The organism is Pseudomonas frederiksbergensis (assembly GCF_900105495.1).
GTDB classification, from domain to species: domain Bacteria; phylum Pseudomonadota; class Gammaproteobacteria; order Pseudomonadales; family Pseudomonadaceae; genus Aquipseudomonas; species Aquipseudomonas frederiksbergensis.
Window position 1 is genome coordinate 6,282,169 of sequence record NZ_FNTF01000002.1, and the last position, 20,265, is coordinate 6,302,433.

Here is a 20,265-nt window from a genome sequence, read left to right on the forward strand (position 1 = left end):
GCGGCCCAGCGGGAGCAAGCTCCCTCGCCACATTCGCTGTAGCTCAATCGACCAAAGTGCAGGCCATCACCACGGCATCTTCACGCCCACCCACCGCCGGGTAGTAATCGCGCCGCCGACCAATCTCGTTAAACCCATAACGCTCATACAACTTGAACGCGCCACGGTTGCTGTCGCGCACTTCCAGAAAACATTCCCGCGCCTTGGCGTCATACGCCCGGGACATCAAATGCTCCAGCAGCGTCAAGCCCAGGCCACGGCCCTGGTTCTCCGGCTTGACGGTGATGTTCAGCAGATGCGCTTCATCAAGGATGATCTGCACCACCCCGTGGCCGACCTGCTGCTCGCCTTCAAACATCAGCCATATCTGATATTTACCCAGCCCATCGAGAAAAATCCCGCGCGTCCAGGGATGGCTGTAAGCCGCGTATTCGATTTTCAGTACAGCGTCCAGGTCCGCCTCGGTCATCGGGCGGAACGATACAGCGTCACTCATTCGATTCTTTCCAACGCGCCATCAGCCGACGCATGGCTTGCCAGACATCAGCCTTACGCTGTGGCTCTTCCATTAATAATTCCAGACCCGGCAGGGCCCAGACCGAGCCCAGGCCGTCGACCTGGAGTTCACGGTTGAAGGATTCGGCGTTCGCCTCACCGGCGAAACGCACCGCCGGCAAGCCGATCAGCCACACGCAGACGCACGGTGCGTCTTCCAGCCGGGCCGAGAGAAAACCTTGCACGAAGTCGCGAGCCGCTTCCGGGCCTTGATCCATGGTGCCCCGAGACAACAGCGGCCAACGCACCGGCTCGCCGACGATCTGCGGGCTGTCCGGCAGGCCGGCGGCGCGCAGCATGTCTTTGAGCAACAGATAGGCAGGGTCGCGGGTCTGGAACGATTCGCCTGTGGGTAACTCCACCAGCAGCAGGCAACGCCCGGCCCGCAACAATTGCAGGGCGAAACGCGGTGGCGGCACGACGGGCGCCCTGGCCACGACCGGAGCGGCCTCTTCTTCAACCTTGGCGTTCGTGCGCGTGCTGGCCAACGATGGCCGCGGCACCTCGACTTTCACCCGCTCGGCCGGTTTGACCAGCGGTTCCACGGGCGAATCAGCCACAGGTGCGGGCGCAACCGGAGCAACCGGCGCGACGACCAACGGCTCGGGCATCTCCAGCAACTCAGGGCGCGAGGGCGCAGCAAAGGGCAATTCGGTGCGCGGCAGCCAGTTGACCACCTGCATGGCGGTCAAATAAGCGCGACGACGGGACTCGATAAGCAAAGGTCGGCCACTTGTGGATAACTAAAGTGCGGTGATTCTACCGCCCTTCGCTCAAGATCGCCCACGCTTGATCGATAGAAAGCCAACTGTCCGTCCCGAGAGTGAATCGCAACGGGCTTGATGCAGTACAATCGCGACTTTTAATCGCCAACCAGCCGGCCATTCCGATGATCGAACCCAAGCGCGTCTTGCGCGCCCTCGCTGAACACTGGGCACTTCTGGAGCCACTGTGCGAGCACTTCGACCAAGGCACCCTGAGCCTCAACGAATTGCGTTCACAGTTGGCCGCCCAGCAACTGGACAGTACGCCGCAGGACATCACCAGCCTGCTGGACGTGTGGATCCGCCTCGACATTCTGGTTCCCGTGGCGAAAAGCCCGAACCGTTTCGAGCTCAACGCGCAGATCCACGACTTCCTCGCCTACCTGCGCCGTGAGCACCGTCTGGGCCTGTGCCTGGAAATCGAAGCCTATTTGCGCCACCTCGAACGCCTGGCCGGTTATATCCAGGACGCCTTCGACATCCGCGACGGCCACGACCTGGCGCGCCAGTTGCGCCTGCTCGACATGCGCGTACGGGATGTATTGAAAAAACTCGCCAACGACGAACAGGCCCTGGTGGCCGTCGCCGAGCGCGCCAAGACCAGCGACCGGCAGATTCCCCTGCGTCAGCGTTACGCTGAAGTACTGGCGACCTGGGACGAATACGTCGAGCCGATGATTCAGTTGGTAAACGCCGACGGCGCCTTCGAACAAGGCGTGCGCAAGGTCGAGAACGTGTTGCTGAAAATGCTCACCGAGCAGCAACGCCTCGGCCATCTGGTCGATGACGACATGCTGCTGCGCACCCACGCGCGCATCCTCGAAATGCAGACCAGCGCCCAGCTGACGTTGCGTCATGCCCGCGAGCTGTTGCTGCCGCTGCGTGAAGAAGCCCGTCGACACAACGCCGTGACCCGTGGCGCGGCGCTGGCCTTGTCGGCCATTCGTCGCAAAGGTATCGATGCGGTGCCACAAGCGGCGATGCCGATGTTCACCCGCCCGCAAAGCACCTTCCTTGGCAGTGCCAGTCAGGTCGAAGCCTACGTTTATGCGCTGGCCCGTTTCGAGCCGAAACCGGCGCGCTTCCCCAAGGCCCACAAGACTCAGAAAGGCGAAGCGCCGCGCGCGCCACGCACGGTTCGGGAAATGCTCGAACGTTGCGAAGACGCCCTGCCGATGCCGGACCTGATGACCTGGCTACTGGAGCAGGAACCGGACGGCGCCACCGACGAATTGCTTTATTGGTTCTCGCGCCTGTCGCGGGAAAAGCGCTTCACACGCGAGCGTCTGGAACGCCGCGACTACCACACTCATGAGCATCAGGTCAGCCTGCGCTCCTTCGCCCTGCTCTCGGCCCGCGACACCGCCGAGGATTCTGCGAGCATCCCACATGCATCTTGATCTAAACGAACTGTCCCAGCTGGCGCCGATCTTTCGCGAGCTGTTCAAGGGCTATCACGTCAGCCGCCGCGACCCGGAGCTGTACGCGCAACTGTCGAACTTCCAGGACCAGTACCGCACGCTGTTCAAGGCACTCGGCTTTGAACTGGTCTGCGACACCCGCGGTTTCTACTACTTCGTCCCGGACCTCGCCGCGGCGGCGGTGAACAAGACCGCGCAACGCCTGGCGCTGTTCACCTTCATCCTCGTCGAACATCTGGCCGATCAGGGCCGCGACCCGGTCGCCGTGCTCGACGGCGGCAGCCTCGGCCGCGATGAGCTGCCATCGCTGCTGGAGAAATACCGCGACCTGTTTATCCAGGCCGAAGTGCAGACCGTCGAAGAACTCGAAGAAAAAATCATGCGCCGCATGACTCAGCTCGGTTTTGCCGGTGAAGAAAATGGCATCTATCGTTTCCTGCCGCCGATGCACCGTTTCCTCGATGTCTGCCTGTCGGTCCAGCAGGACCGTGATCTGGCCGCCAGCCTGCACAGCGTCTTGCCTCTGCCGGTTCCGGTGCTGATCGATGACGACAGCGACGAAAAGCTGCTGCAAACCGATGATCCGCTAGACCTCAGTGACTTCGAAGAAGAAAGCGAAGAAGACGCCATGGCCCGCGCCATTGCCGAAGAACAGGAGACCGACGCATGAGCAAGGAACGCTACGGCATTCGCCGCTTTGCCCTTTTGAACACCGCCGGTTACAGCCTCGGCCTGTTCCCTCTGGAAGAACCGCTGTCGGTTTACGGCGCGAACAACCTCGGTAAATCCGCCTCGATCAACGCCTTGCAGTTCCCGATCCTGGCGCGCATGTCGGACATGAGTTTCGGCAAGTACAGCCTGGAACAATCCCGGCGCTTCTACTTCGCCTCGGACACCAGTTACATCCTGGTCGAAGTCTCGCTGCCCCACGGTCCACATGTGATTGGTGTGGTCGGTCGCGGCCCGGGCGGTGGTTTCGGTCACCAGTTCTTTGCCTACGCCGGCAAACTGGACCTGGCCCATTACCAGAAAAACGACACCTGCCTGCGTCAGAAAGAATTGTTCACCAACCTTGAGCGCGAAGGCCTGAAAGCCTACGAACTCAAACCTGATGAATTGCGTCGCTTGCTGGTCGGCGGTCACACCTCGATCCCGCTGGACCTGACGCTGATCCCGCTGCGTTCCACCAGCGAGCAGAGCCTGAAGACGTTCCGCGCACTGTTCATCAACTTGCTGCACATGCGCGAAATCACCGCGGCCAAGCTCAAGCAATTGTTCCTCGATGCGTTCGAACACAGCCTGCGTTCCGGTAGCGTCGACTACATCGCCGCGTGCGAAGAAGCGTTCCGCGATGTACGACGCATGGAGCAGGACTACAACTCTCTGGTCACCGCCGGCCCGTTGGTCGAAGCCCTTGCTGCAGGCGTGACCCAGCGCAATATCCTGCGCGGCAAACTGCACCGGATCTCGCCGCTACTCGATTCCCTGCTCGGCACCTGGTCGGACTACGCCAGTGCGCGCAAGGAAGAACTGACGATTCAGGCCGAGCACTACCGCAACGAGCAGGACGCACTGCAAAACGATCAACGCGGCGGCACTCAAGAGCTGATGCGCCTGGAGCGGGAAATCACCGGCATCCAGCGCTGGCTCGGCGAATTGTCGGTGCTCAAGCATCGCTTCGCGCTGGTCGATGACGTCAAAGTCCTGGAGCAGCAGTTGCTCGCGGCCAAGGACGCGCACGATGAACTGGCCGGTGCGCTGGCGCAGTCGCGACAGTTCTCTGCCGAAGACCTAGAAGAGCGTCTGCGGGATCTGGAAAAACGCCTGAAGTCGGTCAAGCAGCAACTCGATCACGCCGACAACAACAGCTACGCCCGTCTGCGCGAGGAGTTCTCGCAACAGGATGTCGAGCGCCTGATGCGTCTGTTCAACAGCGCACTGTTCAGCCTTCCGCTGGGCGAACACGGTATTACGCTGGACGAGGACGGTCAGTGGGTCAAATCCATGGAGCTGATTCTTGATGGCTTCAAAGGCGAGCGCTTCGAAGTACCGGGCCTGTCCATCGACATCTCGCACATCGAGCCGCCGGCCCTGCAAGCCCTGGCTGACCGCGCAGCGCTGCGCGATCAGAAAGAACGCCTGGAAAAAGAACTCAAGCAGCTGAAAACCCAAGCTGCGGTTGCCGCCGACCGCGCCGCGAGCAAGACCCAGACCGAAGCGCTGTACCAGCAAGTGCTGGATGCGCAGAAAGCCCTGGAAGACTTCCGCCGCGCGCAAACCCTGAGCGCCGAGGAAGGCGACAAGCTTGAGCAATTGGCACAGATGGAAGCCGCTCAGGAGGAATTGAAACGCTCCAGCGACGCCTTCACCGAACGCGTCCAGCAACTGTCGGCCAAGCTGCAATTGGTCGGCCGGCAGATCGGTGACATGGAGGCCAAGCAACGCACCCTCGACGATGCCCTGCGTCGCCGTCAGCTGTTGCCCGCGGACCTGCCGTTCGGTACGCCGTTCATGGACCCGATCGACGATTCCATGGACAACCTGCTGCCGCTGCTCAACGACTATCAGGACAGCTGGCAGGGTTTGCAGCGCAGCGATGGTCAGATCGAGGCGCTGTACGCTCAGGTCCGTCTCAAGGGTGTGGCCAAGTTCGACAGCGAAGACGACATGGAGCGCCGCCTGCAACTGCTGATCAATGCGTACGCGCACCGCACCGACGAAGCACTGACCCTTGGCAAGGCCCGTCGCGCGGCCGTTACCGACATCGCCCGGACCCTGCGCAACATCCGCAGCGACTACGACAGCCTTGAGCATCAACTAGCGTTGTTCAACCGCGAGATCAACAAGCGTCAGGTCTCGAACCTGCAAAGCTTCCGCATCGTGCTCGCGCCGAACAAGGAAGCGCTCAAGCACATCGACCAGATCATTCACAGCGCCGGCCAGTACGAAGAAGGTGAAACCCTTTCGGTCTTCGACCTGAGCCAAAGCGCCGATCAGGACAACAAGAACGAAGAAGCCAAGGAATACCTGGCGCGGCTGGTGGCGGCGAATCACAACCAGCTCGGCCTCAAGGACCTGTTCGAGCTGGCGTTCGAGATCACCAAGGTCAACGGCCAGCCGGTGATTCACACCGACATCGACGGCGCGGCATCCAACGGCACCACCATGACCATCAAGGCGCTGACCAACATGTACTTGTTGCTGCACTTGATGGACCGCGACCAGGCCGGTCGCGTGCGCCTGCCGTACTACCTCGACGAGGCAGCGGACATCGACGAGAAGAACCAGGCAGCGCTGCTGGAAACCAGTCTGCAACTGGGCTTCGTGCCGATCCTGGCGAGTGTGAAACCGCAGGTCTGCGCCAGTGTCGCCATCGACCTGGAAGGTGGCAGCGGGCCGAACGGGATCTACATCGACGAGGCGGACTGGAAGTACATCCGTCGTCACGATGAGGTGAAGGCTGCCGTTAATGTTGAAGCGGATGAGCCGGAGCTGGATGCCGTCTGATTTGCATTAATCGAAGGCATTAAAAAGGCCGCGATCCAATGGATCGCGGCCTTTTTCATGGGTGCCTTTCAGTGAGTTTCAAGGCCTCTTCGCGAGCAGGCTCGCTCCCACATTGTATAAGTGCCAGACACACATTCTGCGCTCACAGCACATCTCTGTAGGAGCGAGCCTGCTCGCGAAGCGCCATCACAGACACCCAAATAATCTCCCGTTATTTACCGATTGAGATCTTCGGCGCCCAGGTCAGCCATTCGTCTTCGAACTTATCGAACAGCGGGAACGTTTGCTCAGGTCGCGCCGGGCTGCCCATCCGCTCGCCGTCCGGCGTGGCGAAAGCGATACCGCCCTGAATCAGCGTCTCCAGCGATTCGGTACGCATCGTCGCACCTTTGAACAAGCCGTAATCAAAACCAAAACCACTGGAGTTCCAGAAACGCGTACCGCTGCGCACCAGCGGCGCGTACTTCGGCTCGATCAGGATGTGCACCAACACACGGTCCGCCGTCTGGCCGAGTTCATAGCCTGTCACCTTGCCCACGGTGATTTCGCGATAAGTGACCGGCACACCTGTTTTCAGCGAACCACGGCGAGCTGCGCTCAACACCAGACTCAAACCGGCTTCCTGTTTAGCGGTTTCCGGTGGATTGCTCAGGGCCACGAAGTTCTTCTGCGGACCGAGGTTTTTCGCGGCCGGTTCTACTTCGATGTATTGGCCAGTGACCAGCGTTTCCAGGTTGGATGTCTTGATCAGACCCAGTTCAGGTTTGACGACCCAAAACTGACTGCCGACCCGGGCGATACGCTCCGGCACTTCGGTGATTCGTGCAGTCAGCAGCACCGACTGCAGGTCATCGCTGAGGTCGACGTCTTCAATCTTGCCAACATCCAGGCCTTTAAACCGAATCGGTGTGCCGCTGTGCAAGCCATCGGCGCGATCAACCCTGATCGTTACCACGGCACCTTTTTGCGTCGCCTCATCATGACTGGCGAACAAACGGAAACGTGGAATTCGCTTCTGCAACGGCGCCTTGGCTTCCGGGGTTTCGAAGGCAATACCGCCAGCCATCAGGCTTTGCAGCGACTCACTTTTGACTTGGATTCCGCCGGTCAGTCCACCTGTGAGCGTGATACCGCTGGCATTCCAGAACCGTGTCGAGGCGTTGACCAGCCCTTCGTATTCCTTCTCGATGTGTACGCCAATTACCAACTGCTTTTTGGTGCGTGAGAACTGATAGCTCTGGACCGAACCGACCTTGACCTGCTTGTAGAGAATCGGGCTGCCGACCTCCAGCGAACCGAGGTTTTCGGTGAACAGCACCAGGTGCAATCCTGGCGCACGCAAGTCGAGCGGGGGTGCCTTCGGCCGTGCGACAAACTCGCGCTGCGGTGCGGCGCCTTTGTCCCCGGGACGCACGGCAATGTAATTACCTTTGACCAACGCTTCGAGACCGGTGATACCGGCAAGCGAAATCGACGGTTTGACCACCCAGAACTGGGTGCCTTCGACCAGGTAATCTTCGGCCAGAGGATCGAGGGTCAATTCGGCGGTGGCACTGGATAGATCAGGATCGACCTTGAGCGCTTTCAGATTGCCGACCTGGATGCCTTTGTACATTACCGGTGTGCGACCCGCCTGCATGCCTTCGAAGTCGCTGAGTTTGACCTTGACCCGAATACCGGCCGCCGCCGCATCAAAATCTTCGTAGAGACGAAACGGCAGGCTCGGATCGGTGGGCGGACTATCCTTGCGGTTCTCCGGCGTGGCAAACGCGATACCGCCGGCAACGATGCTGGCCAGGGACTCGCTGCGCACCTTCACACCCGACAGGTTGGCGTCGATGCTGATGCCGCTGGCATTCCAGAAACGCGTGTGTTTGCGCACCAGCTTGGCGTAGGTGGGCTCGATGAAAACCTTGAGTTCGACGGTGCTCTGGTCTTCGGACAGCAGATAGCTTTTGATCTGACCAACCCTGATCTGCTTATAGAACACCGGGCTTCCGCGATTGAGTGAACCGAGACGATCAGCCTTGACGGTCAAGTGGAGACCGGGCTGGGCGTCCGACAGTGGTGGTTCTTCAGCCAGGGCTTTGAACTTGCGGGTCGGCTCACCTTCGCCCGGACTGATCGCCACGTAGTTCCCCGAGACCAGTGTCTCCAGGCCAGTGATGCCGGCCAGCGTCACACTCGGCTTGATCAGCCAGAAACGGGTGCTGGTCCGCAAGTATGGCTCCACGTCCTTGTTCATCTCGATGGTAGCGATTACGCCTTTGGAGGCACCTTCGTCATCGAGTTTGAGGGTCTTTACCTTCCCGACCGACATACCTTTATAGACGACTTCAGTCTTGTTGGCCTGAATGCCTTCACCGCTTTCGAATCGCACCTGAATCTCGATGCCGGTCTCGTTATAGGCTCGCCAGCCAAGCCAGCCGCCGATGATCAGGGCAATAAGGGGCAACACCCAAATAGCTGACCAGTTCGAGGCCGGTCGGGTTTTTGCTGTAGGCAAATCAGTCATGGTCGTCGTCCGACTCCGTGTTATCCCAAATCAGTCGGGGATCAAAAGTTACTGCGGCAAGCATCGTCAGAATCACCACACTGGCGAAAGCGATGGCGCCAAGATTGGCTTCGATGCTGGCAAGCCGTCCGAAATTCACAACCGCCACCAGGATGGCGATTACAAAGATATCGAGCATCGACCAGCGGCCAATGAACTCAATAAAGCGGTACATCCAAATACGTTGGCGAGCCGACAGGGGTTGGCGGCGCTGCACGGAAAACAGCAGCAGTGCGATGCCCACCAATTTGAATGTTGGCACCAGAATACTGGCGATAAAAACCACGGCGGCGATGGGGATCATGCCGTGCTGAACGAGTTGGATCACACCGGACATGATGGTGCTGGGATCGCCCTGCCCCAGTGAACTGACGGTCATGATCGGCAACACGTTAGCCGGGATGTAGAGAACCGCGGCGGTCACCAGCAGCGCCCAGGTACGCATCACACTGTTCGGACGACGGGCGTGAACCAGCGCACCACAACGGGTGCAGACCTGCTCGTCGGTTTCGGCTTCCTGCTTGTTCAATTCATGGCATTCGGCGCAAATCAGAATGCCTGCATCAATCGCCCGCATGGGCATCCTCTCCTGATAAAGCCTGCCAGATCTGATGGGGCGACATCACCACCTCCAACCAGACCTGAACCAACAACAAACCGATGAAGCACACCAGGCCAAACCCGACGGTAATTGCTGCCATATCTGCCAGTTTGACGATCGCCACCAGTACGCCCATGAGGTAGACCTCGAGCATCCCCCAATCGCGTAAGTGGTGATAAATGCGGTAGAGCAACAGGCCGTAACTGCGTCCGATATCAAAACGAATACTCAGCAGTACAACCAGTTGGCAAAGTAACTTGAGCAGCGGGATTCCCATGCTGCAGAGAAACACCACGACTGCAACGCCCTGCATTCCGGTATCGAACAGGCCAACAACGCCGCTCCAGACGGTGTCGTGCGATGACTGCCCGAGTAGATGGAGCTCCATGATGGGTAAAAAGTTCGCCGGGATGTACAACAACAGAGCGGCGAGAACCAACGCGAGACTGCGCTGTACGACGTTATGCCGATGGGCGTAGAGCTCGTAGCCGCAGCGCGGACAGAGGGCTTTCTCGCCATGGGCGAGTACGGGCTTACGCATCAACAAGTCGCACTCATGACACGCTACCAAGTCGTCCAGCGGTAATTCTGACAGCCCTGGGGCGTCAACCGGTTCTGGCATAAAGGCTCTGGCTCCGAAAAAGTTGGACCTATTCTAGTGTCATGGATCGAAAATAACTGTGCAAATTTGTGCTTTAACTGAAAGGCACTTTCCCGCGGACAAAAACAAAACCCCTACCTGCATACGCAGATAGGGGTTTCGGAATTTAATCTTGACGATGACCTACTCTCACATGGGGAAACCCCACACTACCATCGGCGATGCATCGTTTCACTGCTGAGTTCGGGATGGGATCAGGTGGTTCCAATGCTCTATGGTCGTCAAGAAATTCGGTAGCCAGGTCGTGGGCCTTTTCAGGTTCACGCTCCAGCGAATGGGTATGTGATAGCCAGGTGTTTTGTGAGTATCTCGAACTTTCGGTTCGTTTCGTCTTCACACACCGCAATCTGGTGCCCTTTGCCTTTCAGCTCGAAGCATGCAAATTGCTTGGGTGTTATATGGTCAAGCCTCACGGGCAATTAGTATTGGTTAGCTCAACGCCTCACAGCGCTTACACACCCAACCTATCAACGTCGTAGTCTTCGACGGCCCTTCAGGGGACTCAAGGTCCCAGTGAGATCTCATCTTGAGGCTAGTTTCCCGCTTAGATGCTTTCAGCGGTTATCTATTCCGAACATAGCTACCCGGCAATGCCACTGGCGTGACAACCGGAACACCAGAGGTTCGTCCACTCCGGTCCTCTCGTACTAGGAGCAGCCCCTCTCAAATCTCAAACGTCCACGGCAGATAGGGACCGAACTGTCTCACGACGTTCTAAACCCAGCTCGCGTACCACTTTAAATGGCGAACAGCCATACCCTTGGGACCGGCTTCAGCCCCAGGATGTGATGAGCCGACATCGAGGTGCCAAACACCGCCGTCGATATGAACTCTTGGGCGGTATCAGCCTGTTATCCCCGGAGTACCTTTTATCCGTTGAGCGATGGCCCTTCCATACAGAACCACCGGATCACTAAGACCTACTTTCGTACCTGCTCGACGTGTCTGTCTCGCAGTCAAGCGCGCTTTTGCCTTTATACTCTACGACCGATTTCCGACCGGTCTGAGCGCACCTTCGTACTCCTCCGTTACTCTTTAGGAGGAGACCGCCCCAGTCAAACTACCCACCATACACTGTCCTCGATCCGGATAACGGACCTGAGTTAGAACCTCAAAGTTGCCAGGGTGGTATTTCAAGGTTGGCTCCACGCGAACTGGCGTCCACGCTTCAAAGCCTCCCACCTATCCTACACAAGCAAATTCAAAGTCCAGTGCAAAGCTATAGTAAAGGTTCACGGGGTCTTTCCGTCTAGCCGCGGATACACTGCATCTTCACAGCGATTTCAATTTCACTGAGTCTCGGGTGGAGACAGCGCCGCCATCGTTACGCCATTCGTGCAGGTCGGAACTTACCCGACAAGGAATTTCGCTACCTTAGGACCGTTATAGTTACGGCCGCCGTTTACCGGGGCTTCGATCAAGAGCTTCGCGTTAGCTAACCCCATCAATTAACCTTCCGGCACCGGGCAGGCGTCACACCCTATACGTCCACTTTCGTGTTTGCAGAGTGCTGTGTTTTTAATAAACAGTCGCAGCGGCCTGGTATCTTCGACCGGCATGGGCTTACGCAGTAAATGCTTCACCCTCACCGGCGCACCTTCTCCCGAAGTTACGGTGCCATTTTGCCTAGTTCCTTCACCCGAGTTCTCTCAAGCGCCTTGGTATTCTCTACCCAACCACCTGTGTCGGTTTGGGGTACGGTTCCTGGTTACCTGAAGCTTAGAAGCTTTTCTTGGAAGCATGGCATCAACCACTTCGTGTTCTAAAAGAACACTCGTCATCAGCTCTCGGCCTTGGAATCCCGGATTTACCTAAGATTCCAGCCTACCACCTTAAACTTGGACAACCAACGCCAAGCTGGCCTAGCCTTCTCCGTCCCTCCATCGCAATAACCAGAAGTACAGGAATATTAACCTGTTTTCCATCGACTACGCTTTTCAGCCTCGCCTTAGGGACCGACTAACCCTGCGTCGATTAACGTTGCGCAGGAAACCTTGGTCTTTCGGCGTGGGTGTTTTTCACACCCATTGTCGTTACTCATGTCAGCATTCGCACTTCTGATACCTCCAGCAAGCTTCTCAACTCACCTTCACAGGCTTACAGAACGCTCCTCTACCGCATCACCTAAGTGATACCCGTAGCTTCGGTGTATGGTTTGAGCCCCGTTACATCTTCCGCGCAGGCCGACTCGACTAGTGAGCTATTACGCTTTCTTTAAAGGGTGGCTGCTTCTAAGCCAACCTCCTAGCTGTCTAAGCCTTCCCACATCGTTTCCCACTTAACCATAACTTTGGGACCTTAGCTGACGGTCTGGGTTGTTTCCCTTTTCACGACGGACGTTAGCACCCGCCGTGTGTCTCCCATGCTCGGCACTTGTAGGTATTCGGAGTTTGCATCGGTTTGGTAAGTCGGGATGACCCCCTAGCCGAAACAGTGCTCTACCCCCTACAGTGATACATGAGGCGCTACCTAAATAGCTTTCGAGGAGAACCAGCTATCTCCGAGCTTGATTAGCCTTTCACTCCGATCCACAGGTCATCCGCTAACTTTTCAACGGTAGTCGGTTCGGTCCTCCAGTTAGTGTTACCCAACCTTCAACCTGCCCATGGATAGATCGCCCGGTTTCGGGTCTATTCCCAGCGACTAGACGCCCTATTAAGACTCGCTTTCGCTACGCCTCCCCTATTCGGTTAAGCTCGCCACTGAAAATAAGTCGCTGACCCATTATACAAAAGGTACGCAGTCACCCAACAAAGTGGGCTCCCACTGCTTGTACGCATACGGTTTCAGGATCTATTTCACTCCCCTCTCCGGGGTTCTTTTCGCCTTTCCCTCACGGTACTAGTTCACTATCGGTCAGTCAGTAGTATTTAGCCTTGGAGGATGGTCCCCCCATATTCAGACAAAGTTTCTCGTGCTCCGTCCTACTCGATTTCATGACTAAGAGATTTTCGCGTACAGGGCTATCACCCACTATGGCCGCACTTTCCAGAGCGTTCCGCTAATCTCAAAGCCACTTAAGGGCTAGTCCCCGTTCGCTCGCCACTACTAAGGGAATCTCGGTTGATTTCTTTTCCTCAGGGTACTTAGATGTTTCAGTTCCCCTGGTTCGCCTCTTAAGCCTATGTATTCAGCTTAAGATAACCATCTTATGATGGCTGGGTTCCCCCATTCAGACATCTCCGGATCAAAGTCTGTTTGCCGACTCCCCGAAGCTTTTCGCAGGCTACCACGTCTTTCATCGCCTCTGACTGCCAAGGCATCCACCGTATGCGCTTCTTCACTTGACCATATAACCCCAAGCAATCTGGTTATACTGTGAAGACGACATTCGCCGAAAATTCGATTCTTGCTCCAAAGAGCAACTCACAAATTTTACCTTAGCCTGATCCGTTACCAGTGAAAGTAACGTCCAGTCTATCTTTCTATCACATACCCAAATTTTTAAAGAACGATCTAATCAAAGACTAGAAATCAATATTCACACCGGAATATTCATTTCTAAACTCTAACGACAACGGCCACCGTGCTGGCTGGCTTCTCGTCTTCTTCAATGAATCAAGCAATTCGTGTGGGAACTTATGGAGCAGCTGATGTCGTCGATTAAGGAGGTGATCCAGCCGCAGGTTCCCCTACGGCTACCTTGTTACGACTTCACCCCAGTCATGAATCACACCGTGGTAACCGTCCTCCCGAAGGTTAGACTAGCTACTTCTGGTGCAACCCACTCCCATGGTGTGACGGGCGGTGTGTACAAGGCCCGGGAACGTATTCACCGCGACATTCTGATTCGCGATTACTAGCGATTCCGACTTCACGCAGTCGAGTTGCAGACTGCGATCCGGACTACGATCGGTTTTCTGGGATTAGCTCCACCTCGCGGCTTGGCAACCCTCTGTACCGACCATTGTAGCACGTGTGTAGCCCAGGCCGTAAGGGCCATGATGACTTGACGTCATCCCCACCTTCCTCCGGTTTGTCACCGGCAGTCTCCTTAGAGTGCCCACCATTACGTGCTGGTAACTAAGGACAAGGGTTGCGCTCGTTACGGGACTTAACCCAACATCTCACGACACGAGCTGACGACAGCCATGCAGCACCTGTCTCAATGTTCCCGAAGGCACCAATCCATCTCTGGAAAGTTCATTGGATGTCAAGGCCTGGTAAGGTTCTTCGCGTTGCTTCGAATTAAACCACATGCTCCACCGCTTGTGCGGGCCCCCGTCAATTCATTTGAGTTTTAACCTTGCGGCCGTACTCCCCAGGCGGTCAACTTAATGCGTTAGCTGCGCCACTAAGAGCTCAAGGCTCCCAACGGCTAGTTGACATCGTTTACGGCGTGGACTACCAGGGTATCTAATCCTGTTTGCTCCCCACGCTTTCGCACCTCAGTGTCAGTATCAGTCCAGGTGGTCGCCTTCGCCACTGGTGTTCCTTCCTATATCTACGCATTTCACCGCTACACAGGAAATTCCACCACCCTCTACCATACTCTAGCTCGACAGTTTTGAATGCAGTTCCCAGGTTGAGCCCGGGGATTTCACATCCAACTTAACGAACCACCTACGCGCGCTTTACGCCCAGTAATTCCGATTAACGCTTGCACCCTCTGTATTACCGCGGCTGCTGGCACAGAGTTAGCCGGTGCTTATTCTGTCGGTAACGTCAAAACACTTACGTATTAGGTAAATGCCCTTCCTCCCAACTTAAAGTGCTTTACAATCCGAAGACCTTCTTCACACACGCGGCATGGCTGGATCAGGCTTTCGCCCATTGTCCAATATTCCCCACTGCTGCCTCCCGTAGGAGTCTGGACCGTGTCTCAGTTCCAGTGTGACTGATCATCCTCTCAGACCAGTTACGGATCGTCGCCTTGGTGAGCCATTACCTCACCAACTAGCTAATCCGACCTAGGCTCATCTGATAGCGCAAGGCCCGAAGGTCCCCTGCTTTCTCCCGTAGGACGTATGCGGTATTAGCGTCCGTTTCCGAGCGTTATCCCCCACTACCAGGCAGATTCCTAGGCATTACTCACCCGTCCGCCGCTCGCCACCAGGTACAAGTACCCGTGCTGCCGCTCGACTTGCATGTGTTAGGCCTGCCGCCAGCGTTCAATCTGAGCCATGATCAAACTCTTCAGTTCAAACATCTTTGGGTTTTTAAGAAACCCTAAACTTGGCTCAGCAATCGTTGGTTACATCTTTGATTTCTCGCGGAGTAACTTGTGATGCTGATAATCTTGTTGACTATCAGTCTGACTCCACAAGCACCCACACGAATTGCTTGATTCAGTTGTTAAAGAGCGGTTGGTTAAGATCTTTCGTCTCAACCGAGGCGCGCATTCTACAGCAGCCTCTGTTGCTGTCAAGCGGTTATTTTTCGAAGTTTTCAAAGTTTCCTTTGCAACTTCAACCACTTGCGCTTGCGATCTCTCGTTAGCGGGAGGCGAATTCTACAGCGTTACTCGCTGCTGTCAACACCTCTTTTACACCGCTTTCGACCGAGAAGATCGAACCGTCAAAAGAGCCAAACCACCTTGCTCTTTCAACTCCTTCTGGGCTTCGATGACCTGAAGCAACTCGCTGTCGAAAACTGCATAACTCATTGTTTACCAAGGAGTTTTCCGTTTCGACTGCGCCGGAAGTGGGGCGAATTATAGACTTCCAGGATCTGCCGTCAACCTTTAATTACGCCTTTCGTGCCGAAGGTGTCTTTTTGGCTTTTAATCGTGGAATTCGGCGGGCTACAGGGGGGACTCGCAACACTAATAGCAATGCACCTATAGAGGCGTAAACCGCCCACTCCTTAAGATCAGCGCGCACGATCCACAACATATGCAGCAATCCAAGCCCGAGAACCACATAGGCAAGACGATGCAGTTTCTTCCAGCCAGAACCCAAACGCCGCTGACTATAACGATTCGAGGTCACCGCCAAAGCCAATAAACACAAAAAACCAAGCGCCCCGACAATAATGTACGGCCGCTTGCGCAACTCGACACCCAACTGCGACCAATCAAAGCCGAGGATAAACGCCGTATACCCAATCAAATGCAAAACCACATAAGTGAAGCACCACAACCCCAGTTGGCGCCGGACAGCAACCCACCCCGCCCAGCCGGTAAGCTTTTGCACAGGTGTCATGCTTAACGTAATTAGCAGCAGGACAAGCGTCCCCAGCCCCAACCGGTCAACCAGCACCTTGCCCGGATCAGGTCCCAGCACATCCTGCCAGGCCTGATACAACCAAAGCAGCGGCCAGACCGCAGCAGCTATAAAGACGCTAATGCGCCAAAACGGAAATCGCATCAGTAGTTCTTCCGCAAATCGAGCCCTGTATATAGAGAAGCAACTTCATCCGAGTAGCCATTGAACATCTGCGTGTCCCGCACATTAGGTTTGAACAGCCCGCTCGGCAGACGTCGCTCCCGAGCCTGAGTCCAGCGCGGATGATCGACTGCGGGATTCACATTCGCATAGAAGCCGTACTCATCCGCGGCAATGCTTTGCCAGGTGGTTTTCGGTTGATCGCTGACCAGACTGATCCGCACGATGGATTTGATGCTCTTGAAGCCGTATTTCCACGGCACTACCAAACGCAGAGGTGCGCCGTTCTGATTAGGCAACTCCCGTCCATACATACCTACAGCGAGAATCGCCAACGGATTCATCGCCTCATCCAGACGCAGGCCTTCAACATATGGCCAATCGATCAAGGCAAAACCGGAACGTTGCCCGGGCATGCTCTTGGGATCTTCCAGGGTTTCGAAGCGAATGAATTTCGCTTTGGACGTCGGCTCAACTTCCTTGAGCAAGGCCGAGATGGGAAATCCGATCCATGGAATGACCATCGACCAAGCCTCTACACAGCGAAGACGATAAATACGCTCCTCCAACTGATAAGGCTTCATGAAGTCTTCCAGTGCGTACCGTCCTGGCTTACCCACCTCTCCATCTATTACCACACTCCAAGGCTCGGTTTTCAGCGCGCCGGCATTGGCGGCGGGATCACCTTTATCGGTGCCGAACTCATAGAAGTTGTTGTAATGGGTCGCGTCCTTGAAGGGTGTGATCGCCTCATCCTTGACGTTAACCGCGCCCCATCTGGTAGAAGGCAGTTTTTCGGCAAACCAGGCAGGCGCCTTGCCAGGCTCGACATCCGCATAACGCGCAGCATCGGCGGCACTGACCCAACGCGGCAAGCCGCTGACAGCCAAACCGGCGACAGCAGCACCGAGTACATTGCGACGAGATAGATAGAAGGATTCAGGCGTGACGTCCGACTCATGGCAGTCAGACGCTTTGGGGACTTTGATCAGCATGGCAACTCCGCAGCATTGGAGAACATATGCACCAACAGACTGCGGAGTATGAGGGAAATTACATCACTCGGCTTTTTTGTGCCGACGAAGACGCAACAAGTACTGCACCGGGCCGGAAGCCGCATAAGCGAGGAAAACCAGCAACAGAATGCGTGGAGGATCACTGAAGACCACGGCAAACACCAACACCACCGCGAGGATGGCCACGAAAGGCACACGCCCTTTCAAGTCCAGCTCCTTGAAGCTGTTGTACTTGATGTTACTGACCATCAGCATGCCGGCAGCCGCAACCATCAGCGCCACCAGGAAGGACATCTTCGAGCCCTGGATGCCGTAATCACTGAACGCCCAGACAATGCCTGCAACCACGCCAGCAGCAGCCGGACTGGCCAGACCAATGAAGTAGCGCTTGTCCGCAGTGCCGACCTGGGTATTGAAACGCGCCAGACGCAACGCCGCACCGGCTACATAAATGAAGGCGACCATCCAGCCGACCTTACCCATATCGCCCAAAGCCCAACCGAATGCCAACAATGCTGGCGCAACACCGAACGCGACCATGTCGGACAGCGAGTCGTATTCAGCACCGAAGGCGCTCTGGGTATTGGTCATACGGGCCACGCGACCATCGAGGCCGTCGAGCACCATTGCGACAAAAATCGCGATCGCAGCGAAAGCAAAATACTTGCTCGCACCAATCGAATCACCGGCACCCAAGGCGCTCTGGGCGCTCATCGAGTTGATGATGGAATAAAACCCTGCGAACAGATTCGCAGTGGTGAACAGATTCGGCAAAAGATAGATACCACGATGCCGGACTTTACGGCCTTCAGCGTCATGCCCTTCCTCGATGTGCTCATCGATGGGCAGCAGGCTTTCGGCGTCAGAAGCCTGGTTTGGCTCTTCGGGACGTTCGCTCATGGACATTACCTTGCAACGGGGTGGAAAGTTTGGACAGGTGTCTGGGACGACGGTTCGGCCGCAAACGATGCAGCTTTATACCAGAACCAGCCACCCAAACGAAAAAACGCGGCCTGGGCCGCGTTTTCCGTACAAGTGCGCGACTTAGTTTTTAGCTTTGTCGACGATCTTGTTGGCACCGATCCACGGCATCATGGAGCGCAGTTGCTCGCCGATGATTTCGATACCGTGAGCGGCGTTGTTACGACGCTTGGCGGTCATCGAAGGATAGCCGGTAGCGCCTTCGCTGATGAACATCTTGGCGTATTCGCCGTCCTGAATACGTTTCAGGGCGTTGCGCATGGCCTGACGGGATTCGGCGTTGATCACTTCCGGACCGGTCACGTACTCGCCGTACTCAGCATTGTTGGAGATCGAGTAGTTCATGTTGGCGATACCGCCTTCGTACATGAGGTCAACGATCAGCTTCAATTCGTGCAGGCATTCGAAGTAGGCCATTTCCGGCGCGTAGCCAGCTTCAACCAGGGTTTCGAAACCGGCTTTAACCAGTTCAACGGTACCACCACACAGAACGGCTTGTTCGCCGAACAGGTCGGTTTCGGTCTCGTCCTTGAAGGTGGTTTCGATGATGCCGGTACGACCGCCACCAACGCCAGCGGCGTAGGACAGTGCAACGTTTTTGGCGTTGCCGGAAGCATCCTGATAGATAGCGATCAGGTCAGGGATACCGCCGCCTTTGACGAACTCGGAACGCACAGTGTGGCCCGGAGCTTTCGGCGCGATCATGATCACGTCGAGGTCAGCGCGTGGAACAACCTGGTTGTAGTGGATTGCGAAGCCGTGGGAGAAGGCCAGGGTGGCGCCTTTCTTGATGTTCGGCTCGATTTCGTTCTTGTACAGAGCGGACTGGAACTCGTCCGGGGTCAGGATCATGACCAGGTCGGCAGCCGCAACAGCGGAAGCAACGTCGGTCACTTTCAGGCCGTGAGCTTCAGCTTTGGCAACAGTCGCCGAACCTTTACGCAGGCCAACAGTAACGTCAACGCCGGAGTCTTTCAGGTTGCACGCTTGAGCGTGGCCCTGGGAACCGTAACCGATGATGGCAACTTTCTTGCCCTGGATGATCGACAGGTCGCAGTCTTTTTCGTAATAAACTTTCATGAAATTCCCCTATATATCCAGGCCGTTCAGGCCATTCGCTAATTTGGTTTAGATGCTGAGTACTTTGTCGCCGCGGGCAATACCGGTTACGCCGCTGCGGACGGTCTCCAGAATCGAGGCGGTGCCAATGGACTGAATGAAGCTGTCGAGCTTGTCGCTGGTACCGGTCAATTGAACGGTATACACGCTAGCGCTGACGTCAACGATCTGCCCACGATAAATATCGGTAGTGCGTTTGATCTCGGCGCGCTGGCACCGGTAGCCTTGACCTTGACCAGCATCAGCTCGCGCTCGATGTGAGCACTCTCCGACAGGTCGACCAGTTTGACCACTTCGATCAACTTGTTCAGGTTCTTGGTGATCTGCTCGATAACTTCATCATGGCCAACCGTGGTCAGCGTCAGACGCGACAGGGTCGGGTCTTCGGTAGTGCCACGGTCAGGCTTTCGATGTTGTAGTTGCGCTGCGAGAACAGGCCGACTACACGAGACAGAGCGCCCGGTTCGTTTTCCAGAAGCAAGGAAATAATGTGCCGCATGATTATGTACGCTCCGTCTTGCTCAGCCACATATCGCGCATGGAGCCGTCTTTGATCTGCATCGGGTAGACGTGCTCGCTGGTGTCGACCGAACATCAATGATCACCAGGCATCTTTCATGGCGAACGCTTCCTCCATCTTCGACTTCAAATCTTTCGAGTCGGTGATGCGCATGCCGACATGGCCATAGGCCTCCGCCAGCTTGACGAAATCAGGCAGCGATTCCATGTAGGAATGCGAGTGACGGCTGCCATAGCTCAT

12 protein-coding genes, 3 rRNA genes and 2 pseudogenes are annotated in these 20,265 nt (G+C 56.3%); 3 read left to right on the forward strand and 14 right to left on the reverse strand.

Annotated features, from left to right (window positions below; all coding sequences use genetic code 11):
- Window positions 1-43: 43 nt before the first annotated feature.
- Together rimI and BLW70_RS29545 are read right to left on the reverse strand one after the other, a co-directional pair.
- Window positions 44-496: a ribosomal protein S18-alanine N-acetyltransferase gene (gene rimI / locus BLW70_RS29540; protein ID WP_074880319.1), complete on the reverse strand. Its 453-nt coding sequence runs from the start codon at window positions 494-496 to the stop codon at window positions 44-46.
- A complete protein-coding gene (locus BLW70_RS29545) occupies window positions 489-1,238 on the reverse strand; it encodes an energy transducer TonB (RefSeq protein ID WP_074880322.1) in 750 nt (249 codons plus the stop codon). Before BLW70_RS29545 ends, rimI begins: the two co-directional genes overlap by 8 nt.
- Before the next feature lie 206 nt (window positions 1,239-1,444).
- Here BLW70_RS29545 and mksB point away from each other — a divergent pair, with 206 nt between their 5' ends.
- Genes mksB through mksF form a run of 3 tightly spaced genes read left to right on the forward strand, consistent with a single transcriptional unit; the run spans window position 1,445 to window position 6,247 of the window.
- The gene (gene mksB / locus BLW70_RS29550) at window positions 1,445-2,719 is read left to right on the forward strand and encodes an Mks condensin complex protein MksB (RefSeq protein ID WP_162493964.1); all 1,275 of its coding nucleotides are present in this window, start codon (window positions 1,445-1,447) and stop codon (window positions 2,717-2,719) included.
- Window positions 2,709-3,410 (forward strand): Mks condensin complex protein MksE, encoded by a 702-nt coding sequence (gene mksE / locus BLW70_RS29555; RefSeq protein WP_038981553.1) that lies wholly within the window; start codon window positions 2,709-2,711, stop codon window positions 3,408-3,410. The genes mksB and mksE overlap by 11 nt, the downstream gene beginning before the upstream one ends.
- Complete coding sequence (mksF, locus tag BLW70_RS29560) at window positions 3,407-6,247, forward strand: Mks condensin complex protein MksF (RefSeq protein ID WP_074880329.1); 2,841 nt, start codon at window positions 3,407-3,409, stop codon at window positions 6,245-6,247. The genes mksE and mksF overlap by 4 nt, the downstream gene beginning before the upstream one ends.
- Window positions 6,248-6,458: 211 nt before the next feature.
- Here the strand turns inward: mksF and BLW70_RS29565 are convergent, their stop codons facing one another.
- The 12 genes and pseudogenes from BLW70_RS29565 to BLW70_RS29625 all read right to left on the reverse strand — a co-directional run.
- Complete coding sequence (locus BLW70_RS29565) at window positions 6,459-8,762, reverse strand: PqiB family protein (protein ID WP_074880332.1); 2,304 nt, start codon at window positions 8,760-8,762, stop codon at window positions 6,459-6,461.
- Window positions 8,755-9,378, reverse strand: a complete 624-nt coding sequence (locus tag BLW70_RS29570) for a paraquat-inducible protein A (RefSeq protein ID WP_074880335.1) — start codon at window positions 9,376-9,378, stop codon at window positions 8,755-8,757. Before BLW70_RS29570 ends, BLW70_RS29565 begins: the two co-directional genes overlap by 8 nt.
- A complete protein-coding gene (locus tag BLW70_RS29575) occupies window positions 9,365-10,024 on the reverse strand; it encodes a paraquat-inducible protein A (protein ID WP_074880340.1) in 660 nt (219 codons plus the stop codon). Before BLW70_RS29575 ends, BLW70_RS29570 begins: the two co-directional genes overlap by 14 nt.
- A 149-nt stretch (window positions 10,025-10,173) precedes the next feature.
- Window positions 10,174-10,289, reverse strand: a 5S ribosomal RNA gene (gene rrf / locus BLW70_RS29580).
- A 172-nt stretch (window positions 10,290-10,461) separates the two neighbouring features.
- Window positions 10,462-13,353 (reverse strand): 23S ribosomal RNA (locus BLW70_RS29585).
- A 314-nt stretch (window positions 13,354-13,667) separates the two neighbouring features.
- Window positions 13,668-15,206, reverse strand: a 16S ribosomal RNA gene (locus BLW70_RS29590).
- Together the 16S, 23S and 5S rRNA genes form the textbook arrangement of a ribosomal RNA operon.
- A gap of 544 nt (window positions 15,207-15,750) precedes the next feature.
- A complete protein-coding gene (msrQ, locus tag BLW70_RS29600; RefSeq protein ID WP_074880341.1) occupies window positions 15,751-16,371 on the reverse strand; it encodes a protein-methionine-sulfoxide reductase heme-binding subunit MsrQ in 621 nt (206 codons plus the stop codon).
- A complete protein-coding gene (msrP, locus tag BLW70_RS29605) occupies window positions 16,371-17,384 on the reverse strand; it encodes a protein-methionine-sulfoxide reductase catalytic subunit MsrP (protein WP_074880344.1) in 1,014 nt (337 codons plus the stop codon). Before msrP ends, msrQ begins: the two co-directional genes overlap by 1 nt.
- A gap of 63 nt (window positions 17,385-17,447) precedes the next feature.
- On the reverse strand, window positions 17,448-18,305 hold the full coding sequence (gene pssA, locus BLW70_RS29610) for a CDP-diacylglycerol--serine O-phosphatidyltransferase (RefSeq protein WP_074870917.1): 858 nt from the start codon (window positions 18,303-18,305) through the stop codon (window positions 17,448-17,450).
- A gap of 144 nt (window positions 18,306-18,449) precedes the next feature.
- A complete protein-coding gene (ilvC, locus tag BLW70_RS29615) occupies window positions 18,450-19,466 on the reverse strand; it encodes a ketol-acid reductoisomerase (protein ID WP_007948647.1) in 1,017 nt (338 codons plus the stop codon).
- A gap of 48 nt (window positions 19,467-19,514) precedes the next feature.
- Window positions 19,515-20,004 (reverse strand): annotated as a pseudogene (ilvN, locus tag BLW70_RS29620) (acetolactate synthase small subunit).
- A 2-nt stretch (window positions 20,005-20,006) separates the two neighbouring features.
- A pseudogene (locus BLW70_RS29625) lies at window positions 20,007-20,265 on the reverse strand (thiamine pyrophosphate-dependent enzyme); the annotation flags it as partial.

Excerpts from the sequence above, each read along its gene's own strand:
- msrQ (WP_074880341.1), bottom strand. The coding sequence starts at position 16,371 with ATGCGATTTCCGTTTTGGCGCATTAGCGTCTTTATAGCTGCTGCGGTC.
- msrP (WP_074880344.1), bottom strand. The coding sequence starts at position 17,384 with ATGCTGATCAAAGTCCCCAAAGCGTCTGACTGCCATGAGTCGGACGTC.
- BLW70_RS29570 (WP_074880335.1), bottom strand. The coding sequence starts at position 9,378 with ATGCGGGCGATTGATGCAGGCATTCTGATTTGCGCCGAATGCCATGAA.
- BLW70_RS29565 (WP_074880332.1), bottom strand. The coding sequence starts at position 8,762 with ATGACTGATTTGCCTACAGCAAAAACCCGACCGGCCTCGAACTGGTCA.
- mksE (WP_038981553.1), top strand. The coding sequence starts at position 2,709 with ATGCATCTTGATCTAAACGAACTGTCCCAGCTGGCGCCGATCTTTCGC.
- ilvC (WP_007948647.1), bottom strand. The coding sequence starts at position 19,466 with ATGAAAGTTTATTACGAAAAAGACTGCGACCTGTCGATCATCCAGGGC.
- mksB (WP_162493964.1), top strand. The coding sequence starts at position 1,445 with ATGATCGAACCCAAGCGCGTCTTGCGCGCCCTCGCTGAACACTGGGCA.
- BLW70_RS29545 (WP_074880322.1), bottom strand. The coding sequence starts at position 1,238 with ATGCAGGTGGTCAACTGGCTGCCGCGCACCGAATTGCCCTTTGCTGCG.
- mksF (WP_074880329.1), top strand. The coding sequence starts at position 3,407 with ATGAGCAAGGAACGCTACGGCATTCGCCGCTTTGCCCTTTTGAACACC.
- rimI (WP_074880319.1), bottom strand. The coding sequence starts at position 496 with ATGAGTGACGCTGTATCGTTCCGCCCGATGACCGAGGCGGACCTGGAC.
- BLW70_RS29575 (WP_074880340.1), bottom strand. The coding sequence starts at position 10,024 with ATGCCAGAACCGGTTGACGCCCCAGGGCTGTCAGAATTACCGCTGGAC.
- pssA (WP_074870917.1), bottom strand. The coding sequence starts at position 18,305 with ATGAGCGAACGTCCCGAAGAGCCAAACCAGGCTTCTGACGCCGAAAGC.